Annotated in this window: 13 protein-coding genes and 1 tRNA gene; 8 read left to right on the top strand and 6 right to left on the bottom strand. The window is 67.6% G+C overall.

Going from position 1 to position 14,320, the window contains the following annotated elements; all coding sequences use genetic code 11:
* Nucleotides 1–387 precede the first annotated feature (387 nt).
* The 3 genes from OG474_RS33175 to OG474_RS33165 all read right to left on the bottom strand — a co-directional run bounded on the left by OG474_RS33175 (nt 388) and on the right by OG474_RS33165 (nt 1,383).
* A tRNA-Val gene (locus OG474_RS33175) sits at nt 388–461 on the bottom strand.
* A 24-nt stretch (nt 462–485) separates the two neighbouring features.
* Nucleotides 486–941: a peroxiredoxin gene (locus OG474_RS33170; RefSeq protein WP_405057549.1), complete on the bottom strand. Its 456-nt coding sequence runs from the start codon at nt 939–941 to the stop codon at nt 486–488.
* Nucleotide 942: 1 nt separating this feature from the next.
* The gene (locus tag OG474_RS33165) at nt 943–1,383 is read right to left on the bottom strand and encodes a DUF3052 domain-containing protein (RefSeq protein ID WP_405057548.1); all 441 of its coding nucleotides are present in this window, start codon (nt 1,381–1,383) and stop codon (nt 943–945) included.
* Between the two features lie 296 nt (nt 1,384–1,679).
* Here OG474_RS33165 and aceE point away from each other — a divergent pair, with 296 nt between their 5' ends.
* On the top strand, nt 1,680–4,409 hold the full coding sequence (aceE, locus tag OG474_RS33160) for a pyruvate dehydrogenase (acetyl-transferring), homodimeric type (RefSeq protein WP_405064640.1): 2,730 nt from the start codon (nt 1,680–1,682) through the stop codon (nt 4,407–4,409).
* A gap of 199 nt (nt 4,410–4,608) precedes the next feature.
* Here aceE and sfnG read toward each other — a convergent pair whose 3' ends face one another.
* From sfnG to OG474_RS33145, 3 genes are all read right to left on the bottom strand, one after another.
* The gene (gene sfnG, locus OG474_RS33155; RefSeq protein ID WP_405057547.1) at nt 4,609–5,721 is read right to left on the bottom strand and encodes a dimethylsulfone monooxygenase SfnG; all 1,113 of its coding nucleotides are present in this window, start codon (nt 5,719–5,721) and stop codon (nt 4,609–4,611) included.
* Nucleotides 5,721–6,938: an acyl-CoA dehydrogenase family protein gene (locus OG474_RS33150; RefSeq protein ID WP_405057546.1), complete on the bottom strand. Its 1,218-nt coding sequence runs from the start codon at nt 6,936–6,938 to the stop codon at nt 5,721–5,723. Before OG474_RS33150 ends, sfnG begins: the two co-directional genes overlap by 1 nt.
* 64 nt (nt 6,939–7,002) lie before the next feature.
* On the bottom strand, nt 7,003–7,074 hold the full coding sequence (locus OG474_RS33145; RefSeq protein WP_405064639.1) for a putative leader peptide: 72 nt from the start codon (nt 7,072–7,074) through the stop codon (nt 7,003–7,005).
* Nucleotides 7,075–8,539: 1,465 nt separating this feature from the next.
* Here OG474_RS33145 and OG474_RS33140 point away from each other — a divergent pair.
* The 7 genes from OG474_RS33140 to OG474_RS33110 all read left to right on the top strand — a co-directional run bounded on the left by OG474_RS33140 (nt 8,540) and on the right by OG474_RS33110 (nt 14,310).
* Entirely contained in the window at nt 8,540–9,064 is a 525-nt protein-coding gene (locus OG474_RS33140; RefSeq protein ID WP_405057545.1) for a GNAT family N-acetyltransferase, read from the top strand.
* Between the two features lie 100 nt (nt 9,065–9,164).
* The gene (locus OG474_RS33135; protein WP_405057544.1) at nt 9,165–10,115 is read left to right on the top strand and encodes a Gfo/Idh/MocA family protein; all 951 of its coding nucleotides are present in this window, start codon (nt 9,165–9,167) and stop codon (nt 10,113–10,115) included.
* Nucleotides 10,109–10,831, top strand: a complete 723-nt coding sequence (locus tag OG474_RS33130; protein ID WP_405057543.1) for a creatininase family protein — start codon at nt 10,109–10,111, stop codon at nt 10,829–10,831. Before OG474_RS33135 ends, OG474_RS33130 begins: the two co-directional genes overlap by 7 nt.
* Nucleotides 10,828–11,586, top strand: coding sequence for an amidohydrolase family protein (locus OG474_RS33125; protein ID WP_405057542.1), 759 nt, complete (start codon nt 10,828–10,830; stop codon nt 11,584–11,586). Before OG474_RS33130 ends, OG474_RS33125 begins: the two co-directional genes overlap by 4 nt.
* Entirely contained in the window at nt 11,583–12,674 is a 1,092-nt protein-coding gene (locus OG474_RS33120; RefSeq protein ID WP_405057541.1) for a mandelate racemase/muconate lactonizing enzyme family protein, read from the top strand. The genes OG474_RS33125 and OG474_RS33120 overlap by 4 nt, the downstream gene beginning before the upstream one ends.
* Nucleotides 12,671–13,546, top strand: a complete 876-nt coding sequence (locus OG474_RS33115; RefSeq protein WP_405057540.1) for an amidohydrolase family protein — start codon at nt 12,671–12,673, stop codon at nt 13,544–13,546. The genes OG474_RS33120 and OG474_RS33115 overlap by 4 nt, the downstream gene beginning before the upstream one ends.
* A complete protein-coding gene (locus tag OG474_RS33110) occupies nt 13,543–14,310 on the top strand; it encodes an amidohydrolase family protein (RefSeq protein WP_405057539.1) in 768 nt (255 codons plus the stop codon). The genes OG474_RS33115 and OG474_RS33110 overlap by 4 nt, the downstream gene beginning before the upstream one ends.
* Nucleotides 14,311–14,320 lie beyond the last annotated feature (10 nt).

The raw sequence follows: 14,320 nt of genomic DNA, 5'->3' as shown, positions 1-14,320 counted from the left end.
CCGTATTTCGGACAGCCGGACCGATGCCGTCACCAGATGGTCCCGGTGCGTCATCGTGCCGACCGACAGCCGTGAACCCTACCAGCCGTCCCGGCCCCAGCAGCAGCCCGTTCCAGCCAGCAAAGAGTTAAGAATTCCACAACCCGCCGACACCGAACACAACGAGTGGCGAGCGCATCAGATACGCCCCCGAAACCAAACCGTGAACACCGACACGAACCGCACGGATCACCGCGCCCCCGCAGATCGCCGCGACGCTCAGCCACAGCTCGGGGGGTCCGGGGGGCGAAGCCCCGCCGGGCGGGCGCTGGGGGTCGCACCCCCAGAAGAAACAACGAACGGAACCAGCTCGTGCCCTCCGCGAGCACACTGCTCCCATTCCGTTCGTGGGCTGTGAGGGACTCGAACCCCCGACCCCCTCGGTGTAAACGAGGTGCTCTAACCAACTGAGCTAACAGCCCTTGCGACGGCAAACCGTATCACTTTCAAGGCCTCAAACTTGCCAAGGCCTGCGCGTAGTCGTCCGGATTACGTGCTTCCGGAATGGGGTTCAGGACCGACCACCGGACGATGCCGTCGCCGTCGATCACGAAGGTGGCTCGGCGGGCACACCCGCGATCTTCGTCGAGGACGCCGTACGACGACGCGATGGCGCCGTGCGGCCAGTAGTCGGTGAGCAGGCTGAAGCCGAGCTCCTGGGAGTCGGCGTACGCGCGGAGCGTGAACATGGCGTCGCACGAGATCGCCAGGAACTCGGCTGACGCCAGCAGCTCCGGGCGGTCTCGCAGGGCCGCCAGTTCACTGGTGCACACCCCGCTGAAGGCATAGGGATAGAAGACCAGTACGACGGGACGTCCGGCGTACTGGCCGAGCCGGATCTCCTCGCCGTACTGGTTCCGCGTGTTGAAGTCCGGGGCCGGGCTGCCGACGGCAGCAGTCACCTCAGCCTCTGCGGCCCGACTTCGGCACGACCAGTTTGGTCGCCGACCAGTCGTCGGTGACGCTCAGTGTGCTCGTTGTGGACAGTCCTGCGGTCGGAGCGGCTTCAGCGATCTCGCTGCCCTCGACGTAGCCGTCCCGGCCGACCTTCGGCGTCATCAGCCAGACGACACCACCGGCCTTCAGGTCGGTGAGGATGTCGAAGAAGGCGTCGACCAGGTCGCCGTCCTCCTCGCGGAACCAGAGCAGTACGACGTCGACGACCTCATCGGTCTCGTCGTCGACGAACTCTTCGCCGGTGACCGCCCGGATCGCGTCACGCAGATCGTCGTCGCAGTCGTCGTCGTAGCCGATCTCCTGGACGATCCAGCCGGCCTCCAGGCCGAGCCGGGCCGCCAGATTCGGCTGCTCCTTACCGTCCGCGTGGTCCGCGGTCGCGCTCACGTGTCCTCCTCGGTGATCCCCGTCGGAGCGGGGGTATGCGTCAGTAGCAGTAGTCCATCGTGACCTACCGCGTCGCGCAAGTATGCACGAGGTATCCGTGACGTGTCCGGTATCCGCGCGGCGCGCACTGTCCGTGTCCGCTGAGATCACGCTCCGCGAGGCGGATTCGGGCCCCGATCGAAGGCGAAGTAGAACGCATTCCGAACAGGTGACAGGATTGCGGTGAAGACAACCAGAGAGAACGGCAGGACACCGTGGCTTCCGGACACGAACCACCAGCCATCATCACCGAGGGGATGCCCACCCAGCTCCCCGACATCGACCCCGACGAGACACGCGAGTGGGTCGAATCGCTCGACGCCGTGCTGGACGAACGCGGCAAGGCGCGAGCGCGCTACCTGATGCTCAAGCTGATCGAGCGGGCTCGGGAACGGCAGGTCGGCGTTCCGGCGCTGCGCAGCACCGACTACATCAACTCGATCCCGCCCGAGCGGGAGCCGTGGTTCCCCGGCGACGAGCACATCGAGCGCCGGATCCGGGCCTTCATCCGCTGGAACGCCGCCGTGATGGTGAGCAAGGCGAACCGCAAGGGCCTCGAGGTCGGCGGTCACATCGCCACCTACCAGTCGGCGGCCAGCCTGTACGAGGTCGGGTTCAACCACTTCTTCCGGGGCAAGGACCACCCGGGCGGCGGTGACCAGGTCTTCATCCAGGGCCACGCCTCCCCCGGTATGTACGCCCGGGCGTTCCTCGAGGGCCGGCTGAGCGCCGACCAGCTGGACGGGTTCCGCCAGGAGGTCTCGCGCGGCCCGCACAAGGGCCTGTCGTCGTACCCGCACCCGCGGTTGATGCCGGACTTCTGGGAGTACCCGACGGTCTCCATGGGTCTGGCCGCGCTGGACTCGATCTACCAGGCGCGCTTCAACCGGTACATGCACCACCGCGGCATCAAGGACACCAGCCAGCAGCACGTCTGGACGTTCCTGGGTGACGGCGAGATGGGTGAGCCGGAGTCGCTCGGCGCGATCGGCCTGGCCGCCCGCGAGGAGCTCGACAACCTCACCTTCGTGATCAACTGCAACCTGCAGCAGCTGGACGGTCCCGTCCGCGGCAACGGCAAGGTGATCCAGGAGCTGGAGGCGTTCTTCCGCGGCGCGGGCTGGAACGTCATCAAGGTGGTCTGGGGCCGCGAGTGGGACTCGCTGCTCGCCCAGGACCACGACGGCGCGCTGGTGAACAAGATGAACACCACGCCGGACGGCCAGTTCCAGACCTACTCCGTCGAGTCCGGCGAGTACATCCGGAACAACTTCTTCGGCGGCGACCAGCGGCTCGCGCAGATGGTCAAGAACCTGTCCGACGAGGACCTGCGCAAGCTCCCCCGCGGTGGTCACGACTACCGCAAGGTCTACGCGGCCTTCAAGAGCGCCACCGAGCACGTCGGGCAGCCGACCGTCATCCTGGCCCAGACGGTCAAGGGCTGGACGATCGAGTCGCTGGAGGGCCGCAACGCGACCCACCAGATGAAGAAGCTCACCTCCGACGACCTGAAGACCTTCCGCGACCGGCTCTACCTGCCGATCGAGGACAAGGACCTCGAGGACGCCTACAACCCGCCGTACTACCACCCCGGCAAGGACTCGCCGGAGTACCAGTACATGATGGAGCGGCGTTCGCAGCTCGGCGGCTTCCTGCCCGAGCGGCGGGTCAGGCCGAAGACGCTGAAGCTCCCGGGCGACGACGTCTACAAGCCGCTCAGCAAGGGCAACGAGAAGACCCCGGTGGCGACCACGATGGCGCTCGTCCGGCTCTTCCGCGACCTGATGAAGGACCCGGAGATCGGGCACCGGATCGTCCCGATCGCCCCGGACGAGTACCGCACGTTCGGCATGGACTCGATGTTCCCGACGGCGAAGATCTACTCGCCGCACGGTCAGCAGTACGAGGCGGTCGACCGCGCGCTGCTCCTTGCCTACAAGGAGTCCGAGAAGGGTCAGCTGCTGCACGAGGGCATCAGCGAGGCCGGTGCGATGGGCTCGATGATCGCGGCCGGTACGGCGTACGCGACGCACGGCGAGCCGATGATCCCGTTCTACATCTTCTACTCGATGTTCGGGTTCCAGCGGACCGGCGACCAGCTCTGGGCGCTCGGCGACCAGCTCGGCCGCGGCTTCGTGATCGGCGCCACCGCGGGCCGGACGACGCTGACGGGCGAGGGTCTGCAGCACGCGGACGGTCACTCGCCGCTGCTCGCCTCGTCGAACCCGGCCGCCGTGCACTACGACCCCGCGTTCGCCTACGAGGTCGCGCACATCGTCAAGGACGGCCTCCGCCGGATGTACGGCTACGGGCTGGACAAGGACAAGCCGTACGGCGAGGACGTCTTCTACTACCTCACCGTCTACAACGAGCCGGTCGCGCAGCCGGCCGAGCCGAAGGATCTCGACGTCGCGGCCCTGCTCAAGGGCATGTACCGCTTCGAGGAGTACGAGACGGCCGCGGGCGACGACGTACCGCGGGTCCAGCTGCTCGGCTCGGGTGTCGCGTTGCCGTGGATCCGCAAGGCACAGCAGATCCTCGCCGAGGAGTACTCGGTCGCGGCCGACATCTGGTCGGTGACGTCCTGGAACGAACTGCGCCGGGACGCGATCGCGGCCGAGGAGCACAACCTGCTGCACCCGGAGGAGGCGGAGCAGGTTCCGTTCATCACCGAGCAGCTGAAGGACTCCAAGGGTCCGGTCGTCGCGGTCAGCGACTTCATGCGCGCGGTGCAGGACCAGATCTCCCGCTGGGTCCCGAACGACTACACGTCGCTCGGCACCGACGGCTGGGGCCTGGCCGACACCCGGGCCGCGGCCCGGCGCCACTTCCAGGTCGACGCCGAGTCGGTCGTCGTGGCGGCGCTGCAGATCCTCGCCAAGCGCGGTGACGTCAAGCCGGAGGTCGCGGCCGAGGCGGCCCGCAAGTACCGGATCGACGACCCGACCGCGGTTGCCGGTGTGAAGCAAGAGGGCGCCGGCGCCTGACCGCACGGCAAACCAGCGGGCCCATCACCCTGTGCACAGGGAGGTGGGCCCGCTGCCGTGTGCCGACCGGTCGGTGGGCCGGTCGGCACGGGTGCGGCCGAGCCTGGTGACCCCGGCCGAACCTGTTCCTGGGACCGGTACGACGTCGCCGCTGGCGACTGTGGGCGGCGGCGTCGTACCCGACGTTGCGCGGATGTCGTCAGACCGCCGCGAGCTCCAGTTCGGCGGTGTGTTCGGCCGCTTCGAGTTCGCGGACGAGCGGTAGGACGCGGGCGCCGAAGTACTCGATCTCCTCCTGGAAGTGCAGGAAGCCGCCGAGGATCAGGTCGACCCCGCGCCGCCGGTAGGCGACGATCCGTTCCGCGATCTGTTCCGGTGTCCCGATGAGCTGCGATCGGAAGCCGTCGTTGTACTGGACCAGGTCCTCGAAGGACGAGTCCGCCCACATGCCCTTGCCATCAGGCGCTGACCGGCCGGCCTGGGTCACGGCGTCCCGGAACCCTTCGACGGCAGGTTTGTTGGCCTTGGCAACGATCTCGCGCAGGGTGTCCTGGGCTTCCTTCTCGGTGTCCCGCGCGATGATGAACCCGTTCAGCCCGAACCTCACCTCACGACCACCCGCCGCGCGGGCAGTCCGCCGTACGTCGAGAAGTTGTTCGGTGACGCCGTCGAAGTCCTTGCCGTTGGAGAAGTACCAGTCCGAGTGCTTGCCGGCGTTGTCCCGGGCCGCGGTCGAGTTGCCGCCCTGGAACAGCTCCGGGAACACGCCGGGCTTCGGCTTCAGCGTGAAGTCGCGGATCCGGTAGAAGTCACCGGCGAACTCCACGTTGTCCTCGGTCCACAGCTTGCGCAGCACCTGCAGGAACTCGGCCGACCGCCGGTAGCGCTCGTCGTGCTCCAGCCACGGCTCCCCCAACGCGGTGAACTCACCCTTGAACCAGCCGCTGACCACGTTCACCGCGAACCGCCCACCTGATAGGTGGTCCGCAGTGGCGCCGAACTTCGCCAGTACGCCGGGTTGCCACAAACCGGGATGGACCGCGGCAATGACCTTCAGCCGCTCGGTCGCCAGCAGCAGGGCCAGACTGAAACTCGTCGACTCGTGCTGGAACTCGGCACCGTAGCTCGCGGTGTAGCGAACCTGGCTGAGTGCGTACTCGAACCCGACCCGCTCGGCCGTCTGCGCCAGCTTCTTGTTGTACTCGAAGTCCCAGCCCGTCCGCTGCTCGATGTCGCTGGTGACGAGACCACCGCTGACGTTGGGAACCCAGTAGGCGAATTTGACCGCGTCCGCGACGCGTTCGGTCGACATCAGCTGTACCAGGTCGGCTCGGGCAGCTCACCCACGAGCAGGTGCCGGCCGACTTCGCGCCGCTTGTACGCGACCGGGTCATGCAGCGTGTGGGTCCGGACATTGCGCCAGAACCTGTCGAGTCCTTCGATCGTGGCGGTCGACCGGGCTCCGGTGACCTCGAAGATCCGGCTGGTCACTTCGAGCGCGACCTCGGTGGCCCGAGCCTTGACCGCAGCCACGCGGACCTCATGCTCACCACGCTGCTGCTCGGTCACCTCCCACGCGTTCTCGTGGATGACCTGAGCTTCCAGCGCGACCGCATCGGCGAGCGCTTCGACCGCCCACAGCTTCGACTGCAGATCGCCGTACGCGTCGATGACGGCCGGTTCGTCGACGGCGGAGGCATAACCGCCGTGCAGCCAGGAGCGGCTCTTCTCCCGGGTGTAGGTGACCGCGGTCTCCAGGGCGCCGCGGGCGATGCCGAGGTAGAAGTTCACGAAGACCAATTGGATCGTCGGAACGTTGAGCGTGTTGTAGACGCGCGGCTGGAATGTCTTGCCGACGAACCCAGCGGCTTGCTCCCAGCCGACGCGCACGTGGTTGAGGCTGACGCTGCCGCTCTCGGTCAGTCGCTGGCCGATGTTGTCCCAGTCGTCGTGAAAGGTCAGCCCGTCGATATCGGACGGGACGATGGCGAAGACGTGGGTGCCGCTGTCGAGCAGCGTGCCCTCGAGGACCGTCACATCGGAGACCTTGCTGCCGGTCGAGAAGTTCTTCCGGCCGCTGAAGGTGATCGTGTCGCCTTCGTCGGTGACGACCACGTCGGCGTCGCGCGGGTTCACCGCACCACCGAAGAACCACTTGTTCGTCGTGGCCTGCTCTTCGACGGCAGCGATCTGCTCCTTGGTACCGACCAGGCGCGCGGCCCAGAACCACAACAGGTGATAACCGAGCAGCTGCCCGATCGACCCGTCGGCCTCCGCGACCGTGCGGATCACCTGGTACGCCGTTGGCCAGCTCTGACCGCCGCCACCATGCTCGGCCGGACCGAGCAACGTGACGAGCCCAGAGTCCTTGAGCAGCTGGACTTCGTCGTACGGCGTAGCACCGGCCCGATCACGTTCAGCCGCGTCAACGGCCAGGATCGCAGCCACCTCGGCGGCCCGCTGGATCCACTCCTGCGGGCTGGACGGGGTACTTTCGGACAGGGCAGGGCGAAGCTCTGAGGTTGACATAGTGGGTGAAACTCCTTGTTTCCCAGGGGATTCCGGATGGGTGGGTTGAGGCCGACCGCTGGAATCAACACGCCTGGGAGGCGACGCGCAGCAGGTCGATATGGCGGCGCTGCACCAAGATCAACTCGCATGTCATGGTCCTATTGTCGACTCACTAACTAGACATTCGTCAACCAGTCCCCGCCTCATCTCACCCGCTGGACCGGGCAGAGGGATGGCGAGGTCAGCGACCACCATCCACGCCGCCCGGCCGCAGCGATCCCCGCGGATGGGACATTCACGGGGATGTACTGCCGCTGGGTGCTTGTTGCGATTTGGCGGCTGCTCTTTCCCGAACCGGTTTCGGGGAGGGAGATCGCGGCAGGGTGGGATCGGTGGCGGTGGCTGGGCACTTCGGCTGGCCAGGAACTCCGCCGTCCCGAAGGTGCTCGTCCCGTCCGTCCGCTCGGATTCGGCCGGCGGCGTACGCGGTGGCTGGTCGCCGCTGCGGCCGGATCTACTGAGACGGGTGGCTGGTGCGGTCTACGGCTGAGGGGGATGGTGCGGTCGGCGATCGCAGTTCCCGTTGCCTGAGGTTCCGGGCTTCGGTTGCCGCCAGTGACGAGGACGCCTGTCAGGTGGCCCGTCTGCGGTGGTTACTGCAGATCTGTGGGGATCTACTGCCTCTGAGGGGCAGCGGATCCCCGCAAAGACGCGATGAACGGCCGCGCCGAGTCTGCAGGTTCACGGAGTCTTCCTGCCACTGGGTGCTGGTTGCGGTATCGCTCCCCAAACCGCTTCGGGGAGTGTTTCGTCCTCCCGGAGGGCGAACCGGGGAGCGTTCACCCCCCGAATCCGTACAAAATCCTCCCCAAACCGGTTTGGGGAGGATGCCGCCTGCCACATCGCAACAGGCTCCGAGCCGGAGTAGATATCCGTGAACCCCACAACCAGCACCTCTCGAACGACCGCAACCCACCAGCAGCTACCGAAGCCCGGAAGCCCGGGCAACCGACACGCGATCACCGGCCCCACCAACCACCTCAGCCAAAGGGGCCGCCCGCCACGCTTGCCGTTACAGAGCGGCCGCAGCGGCGAGCAACCACTGTCTGCCCAGTCGGCCTCCGGTGACGCGCGATCTGTGGACTCCTATTGCCACGGAGCGACCGCGAGACTCCACAAACCGACCATCACCGGCCGCCCGACCCTTTCGGCGAACCCTGCGGTTCGGTGGTCGCCCCCGCGTCTGGGGGGTTGCCCACTCGAAACACAGGTGGGCAACCCCTCAGTCGGGTGGGCAACCCCTCGGCTCCGGGGTTGCCCCCGCGTCCAGGGGGTTGCCCCCGCATCACTGGGGTTGCCCCCGCATCCGGGGGGTTGCCCACTCGAAACACAGGTGGGCAACCCCTCAGTCGGGTGGGCAACCCCTCGGCTCCGGGGTTGCCCCCGCGTCCAGGGGGTTGCCCCCGCATCTCCGGGGTTGCCCCCGCGTCTGGGGGGTTGCCCACTCGAAATACGGGTGGGCAACCCCTCGGTCTAGTGGGCAACCCCGGCGGGTGGAGGGTGGAGGGTGGGTGGAAATCGGGTGGGCGGGGGGCGGATGGCCTTCTAGGCTTGGGGGTATGGCTGAGCTGGTGGTGCCGGGTGTGGGGTGGCAGGAGTCGTGGCTGGAGTCCATGGCTGAGTGGGGGGATGTTGCGCAGGACGGGTCCGGGTATCACGCGGAGCTGCACGATGTGCAGAGTGCTGAGGGGTTTGCGGCCTGGGTTCGGTATCTGCGGGAGCGGAGTGATCCGCGGACGCCGATGCGGGCGGGGTTTGTGCACGCTACGCACTGGTGGATCGTCGAGGGCGACGAGTACCTGGGCGCGATCACACTGCGGCACAGCTTGACCGACAAGCTGCTCGAGGGTGGTGGACACATCGGGTACGGCGTTCGCCCGTCGGCCCGTGGTCGCGGGCTCGCGGCGTGGGCGCTGGGGGAGGTTGTGAAGCACGCGCGGGAGCAGGGGCTGGAGCGCGTGCTGGTGAGCTGCGACGACGCCAACATCGCCTCGGCGAAGACGATCGAGCGCAACGGCGGCGTACTGGAGGACATCCGGGAGACCTGGCTGGGGACGACCCGGCGGTACTGGATCACCACCTGACTGGTCTACCCGAAGTCGCCCGGAGCCGTTGCCGGGCGACCGAACCATCACTAAACTTCGGAACTCAGGAACTATCTACGAGATCTCGAAGGATGGTGCGATGCGGGTCGCGCTGGCAGGGCTCGGGGACATCGGTGTCTCCGCCCACCTGCCTGCCCTGCTGAGGCATCCCGGGATCGAGCTGGTCCAACTCGTCGACCCCGATCCCGGCCGCCGCGCAGAACTCGCCGGCTTGGGCATTCCGCTGAATGCCGAGCTGGACGCCACAGCCTGCGACGGCGTGGTTCTTGCGACGCCACCCTGGGTCACTCCGCAGCTGACGGTGGACTGCGCGCGGGCGGGGTTGTTCGTGCTGGCGGAGAAGCCGGTGGCTACTTCGATGGCAGCTGCCAAGGTCTATGACCAGCTGGACGAGCGGTGGCGAGTGCAGGTCGGGCTGACGTATCGGCATGATCCGGCGATCGGCCAGCTGGCCGCCTGGATCGCCGACGGCACGCTGGGCGAAACCGTTCTGGTCCGTGCACACATTTACGACGAACCGTTCCGCCCGGGCGACGCCGAGCACACCGCCCGAATCACCGCCACCCTCGAACACGGCCCGCCGCCGGTTCACGAGGGCGCGCACGTATTCGACTGGCTGACCCACCTGCTAGGTGGTGAATGGACAAGCATCGACGACCAGTGGGCGATGCAGACGCGCAAAGATCTCCCCACGCCAAACCTCGGCGGCGCGCGCCTTACCTACCCCGGCGGACATCAGGCGCTGGTCGAGTTCGGCTGGTTCACCGGCGCACTCCCCCGCTGCGAGCTGAGCGTCCTCGGCGACCGCGGCCTCGCGGTGCTCGACGGGTTCACCTTCGACCTGACACTGACCACCGCCGAGGGCGAGCGCGTCGTCCGCTTCCCCGGTGATCGAGCAACCAGATGCTTCGACCGGCAGCTCGATCGATTCGTTGCCCTGTACAACGGTGCGACCGCGGACCCGTCGCTCGATGACGGCCTGGCTGCGCTCCGCACCGCCCAACTCGTCGCGGGGAGGCCCGCATGCTGATCTCCTGGCACCACACCAACCGCAGCGAACTCAACGAGCTGTTGCCCGAGGCAATCGTCATCCTGCCGATCGGCGCCACCGAACAGCACGGCCCGCACCTCGCCACCGGGACCGACTGGATCCTCGCCGAGGCCGTCACCAAGCAGGCCGCCCAGCTCGTCCACGACCGCGCCGCCCGCCCGCTCGTCCTCGCACCAACCCTCCCGTACGGCGCCTCCGACCACCACCTGCCGTTCGGCGGCACGCTCTCGCTCACCCCGGAGACGCTCCTCGCCGTCCTGCTCGACCTAACCCGCTCACTGGCCGCCTCAGGCGGACGCCGACTCCTCCTGGTCAACGGGCACGGCGGCAACATCGGCATCTGTCACGCCGCAGCAGCGGCCGCCTCCAGCCGGTACGACGTCAACGTCGCGCATCTCGACTACTGGCAACTGGCCCGCGACACCGGCGACACCCCGGTCCCAGGCCACGCAGGAATCTTCGAGACCGCCCTCGTACTGGCGCAGGACGAAGCACTTGTCGCAGAACGCCACCCGCGCTCCGAACCATTGAGCGGGCCGGCGATCGACGGTGTGCATTCGGCAGAGTCCTGGCGGCGGATTGACGGCTACACGGATCATCCAGAGCGAGCCACCACCGAAGCCGGACGGATCTGGTTCGAGCAGTTGGCAGGTGCGCTTGGGGATCGTTTGCTTGAGCTTGCGGAGGCGCTGTGATCGACTTTCACACCCACACGCCGGCGTGGGAAACCGCGACCTGGTTGGGCGGAGCCGCGTTCGGCGCGGATGAGTTCGTCACGTTCATGGACTCGGCCGGCATCGACCAGGCGGTCGTGCTGAGCCACGACGGGTTGTTCGATCCGACCCCGGAGTCGAACGATCGGCTGGCTGAGTTCGTCCACAAGTACCCCGATCGGCTGACCGGTTTCGGCACAGTCGCAGTACGACGCAAGACCGCCGTACAGGAGGCTGAGCGGATGGTCGGCGAGCTCGGCCTGCGCGGTCTGAAACTGCATCCGTGGCTGCAGGGGTTCAGCATGCACGAGCGCTCGCTCGACCCGATCTGCGAGGTCATCACCGCAGCAGGTGGCGTCCTGCTCAGCCACGACGGCACCCCGCCGTACTCGACCGCAGGGCAGATCGCCGCCCTGGCTCGCCGGCATCCGAAACTGCGCGTGGTGCTCGGTCACGGCGGGCTGCACGACCTCTGGCGGGAATCCCTCGCCATGACCCAGGAGACCGAGAACCTCTACCTCTGCCTGTGCGGAACCCCGCCGTACGCCGCCCGGCGCATCCTCGCCGAGGCTCCCCCGCACAAGGTCCTGTTCGGCACCGACGCCGGTCTGTCCGACAAGGCCAGCCAGGACTATGCCGTTGCCCGGGTCAAGGAGATCGACGGCTGGGGCATCACCGACGCCCAACGCCAGGCGATGCTGATCGACAACCCCCGCCGCCTCCTGGCCAAACCATGAGCACGATCGCAGCGATCCAGACCGCATCCATCAGCCTCGAGGCGGACCCCGAACTCCTGGTCCGGGGCGCCCGAGGCGCCCACGACCGCTCAGACTTCCTGCTGGTCCGCGTCATCACCAGCGACGGCATCGAGGGGTACGGCGAGGTCAGCGCAACGCCACTGTGGTCGGGCGAGGACGGCACCTCAGCCGATCACTTCATCCGCACCATCCTCGCCCCTGCGCTCATCGGCTCCCCGCTCACCCCGGTCGGCGCCGCGGACGAGCTGATGGACAAGGTTCTGCACGGCAACCCGTTCACCAAGGCCGGCGTCTCGATCGCCCTCTGGGACGCGTTCGCCCGCACGCTCGACGTTCCGTTGGCTGTCGCGCTCGGTGGTCCCTATCGCACCGAAATCCCGATCAAGCTCTCCCTCTCCGGCGACGGCGAGCACCTCGAACGCGCCTACCGGGCAGCCACCGCGGCAGGCTTCGGCGCCTTCAAGGTGAAGGTCGGCCTCGCCAACGACCTCCAGCGCGTACGGCGCGCACGCCAGCTGGTCGGCGACGCGTTCCTCGGCACGGACGCGAACGGCGGCTGGTCCCGTGCGGACGCCACCCGCATCATCCCCGAACTCGCCGCCCTGCACGTCGACTTCGTGGAGCAACCCCTCGAACCGCGCGACCTCCAGGGCCTCCGCGAACTCCGCCAGCTAGGTCTCCCGGTCATCGCCGACGAGTCCGTCTTCGGCCTGCACGATCTCGTCGACGTGATCGACGCCCGCGCCGCCGACGTCATCAGCCTGTACGTCGGCAAGTCCGGCGGCCCCGGGCGCGCCGTACAGATGGGTCAACTCGCCACCGCGCACGGCCTCGACATACTGATCGGCTCGAACGGCGAACTCGGCATCGGCGCCGCGGCCCAGTTGCATGTCGCGGCCGCGTTACCCCGGCTGTCGGCGTACCCGAGTGACATCATCGGCGCCCACTACTACACCGAAGATGTGCTGGCGAAGCCGCTGGACAGTGACGGCCGGACGGTTCGGCTGAGCGGTGAACCCGGCCTGGGAGTGACCTTGCGAGCCGACCTGTTGCGGGAGTTCCGATGATCGTCGATGTCCATGCGCACACCCCGACCCACCGCGACGTGGTGCCCGACGACGAGCGCCAGGTGTTCACGAGCTGGCGCAACGACCGGCCGGTGGTGACGACCAACACGTGGGCCGAGTACGACGACGCGATGGCCGCCGCCGATGTGTCGATCGTCTTCAACATCGCGGTCGACGACCCGCTGGCCGCGACCGGCCTCCCCTACCTGCCGGAACGCTGCAACGACAACACCATCGAGTTCGTCCAGGCCAATCCGGCCAAGCGGATCGGATTCATGTCCGTGAACCCGACCGCACCCGGCGCTCTCGACGAAGCCGACCGTTGCCGTGAGCAAGGACTCGTCGGCGTGAAGCTCGGCCCGAACTACCAGAACTTCGACCCGCTCGGCGAGCCCGCCCTCGCGTTCTACGACTACTGCCAGCAGCACGGTCTGCCGATCCTCTTCCACTCCGGTGCCTCCCCGATCCGCGAAGCCCCGCTGCGCTACACCTATCCGCTCGTCACCGACGAGATCGCGCTGCGGCACCCGGAGCTGCGGATCGTGATGGCGCACATGGGTCACCCGTGGAGCCGCGAGACCGTCGTGACGATCCGCAAACACCCGCATGTGTACGCCGATGTGTCGTCCATCTACCTCCGTCCGTGGGTGCTGTACCAGTCGCTGATCAACGCGGTCGAGTGGGGCGCTGCCGGCAAGCTGCTGCTCGGGTCGGACTTCCCGATCGCCAACACCGGCGAAGCGATCGCTGGCCTGCGCACGGTCAACGACATGCTCGAAGGGACCAAGCTGCCGCGGGTTCCGGACGAGGTCATCGACGGAATCATCCACGCCGACGCCCTCGGCGCTCTCGGGTTGAAGGTGCCGCAATGATCGACCGGGGCGGTGGGGCGGGGAAAGAATTGAGACTAGATGCGCACTGCCGGATCGGAGACAGTCGGGAAGCCGAGCTGAAACCCATCGACCTGATCGCGACGATGGATGCCCTCGGCATCGATCAGGCACTGGTCGCGCCCGGCGAACGCTGTATCGCCTACGACAACCGCGAAGGCAACGAGACCACGACCACGGCCGCTGCGGAATCGAACGGCCGGCTGCTCGCCTACGCCGTGGCCAACCCGTGGCGCGGCCGAGCGGCCCTCGACGAGCTCGACCGAGCGCGCGATGCCGGTGCAGTCGCGCTGGCCGTCGATTCGATCCTCCAAGGCTTCGACCTGCTCGACGGACTACTCGACCCACTCCTCGACTTCGCCGCGACCGCCGGCTGGTTCGTCTACGTCCGGACCGGTACGCCGGCCACCGCGCTCCCGCTGCCGTTGGCGACCCTCGCCCGGCGTCGACCCGAGCTGCCGGTGCTGATGGGCAAGAGCGGTGCGACCGACTTCTGGATCGACGCCATCCCGGCCCTGCTGCACGCTCCTAACCTGTACGGCGATACGTCGTACGCGCCGTGGGACACCGTGCTGAACGGTTTCCTGGCCGAGCCCGAGATCGGGGCCGGCCGGCTGATGTTCTCGACCGATGCGCCGTACACGGTGCCGGTCGCCGAAGTCGATCGGATCCGCGACTGGCCGATCGGCGACGACCAGAAGTCCGCGGTATTCGGCGGCAACCTCGCCCGGCTGCTCGCCCGGTGACCCTTAGGGA

Origin of the sequence: Kribbella sp. NBC_01505 (assembly GCF_045040285.1) — a bacterium.
Lineage (GTDB): Bacteria > Actinomycetota > Actinomycetes > Propionibacteriales > Kribbellaceae > Kribbella.
This window is presented reverse-complemented; position numbering and strand designations above follow the sequence as displayed.

Excerpts from the sequence above, each read along its gene's own strand:
- aceE (WP_405064640.1), top strand. The coding sequence starts at position 1,680 with ATGCCCACCCAGCTCCCCGACATCGACCCCGACGAGACACGCGAGTGG.
- sfnG (WP_405057547.1), bottom strand. The coding sequence starts at position 5,721 with ATGTCGACCGAACGCGTCGCGGACGCGGTCAAATTCGCCTACTGGGTT.
- OG474_RS33150 (WP_405057546.1), bottom strand. The coding sequence starts at position 6,938 with ATGTCAACCTCAGAGCTTCGCCCTGCCCTGTCCGAAAGTACCCCGTCC.
- OG474_RS33140 (WP_405057545.1), top strand. The coding sequence starts at position 8,540 with ATGGCTGAGCTGGTGGTGCCGGGTGTGGGGTGGCAGGAGTCGTGGCTG.
- OG474_RS33135 (WP_405057544.1), top strand. The coding sequence starts at position 9,165 with ATGCGGGTCGCGCTGGCAGGGCTCGGGGACATCGGTGTCTCCGCCCAC.
- OG474_RS33130 (WP_405057543.1), top strand. The coding sequence starts at position 10,109 with ATGCTGATCTCCTGGCACCACACCAACCGCAGCGAACTCAACGAGCTG.
- OG474_RS33120 (WP_405057541.1), top strand. The coding sequence starts at position 11,583 with ATGAGCACGATCGCAGCGATCCAGACCGCATCCATCAGCCTCGAGGCG.
- OG474_RS33115 (WP_405057540.1), top strand. The coding sequence starts at position 12,671 with ATGATCGTCGATGTCCATGCGCACACCCCGACCCACCGCGACGTGGTG.
- OG474_RS33110 (WP_405057539.1), top strand. The coding sequence starts at position 13,543 with ATGATCGACCGGGGCGGTGGGGCGGGGAAAGAATTGAGACTAGATGCG.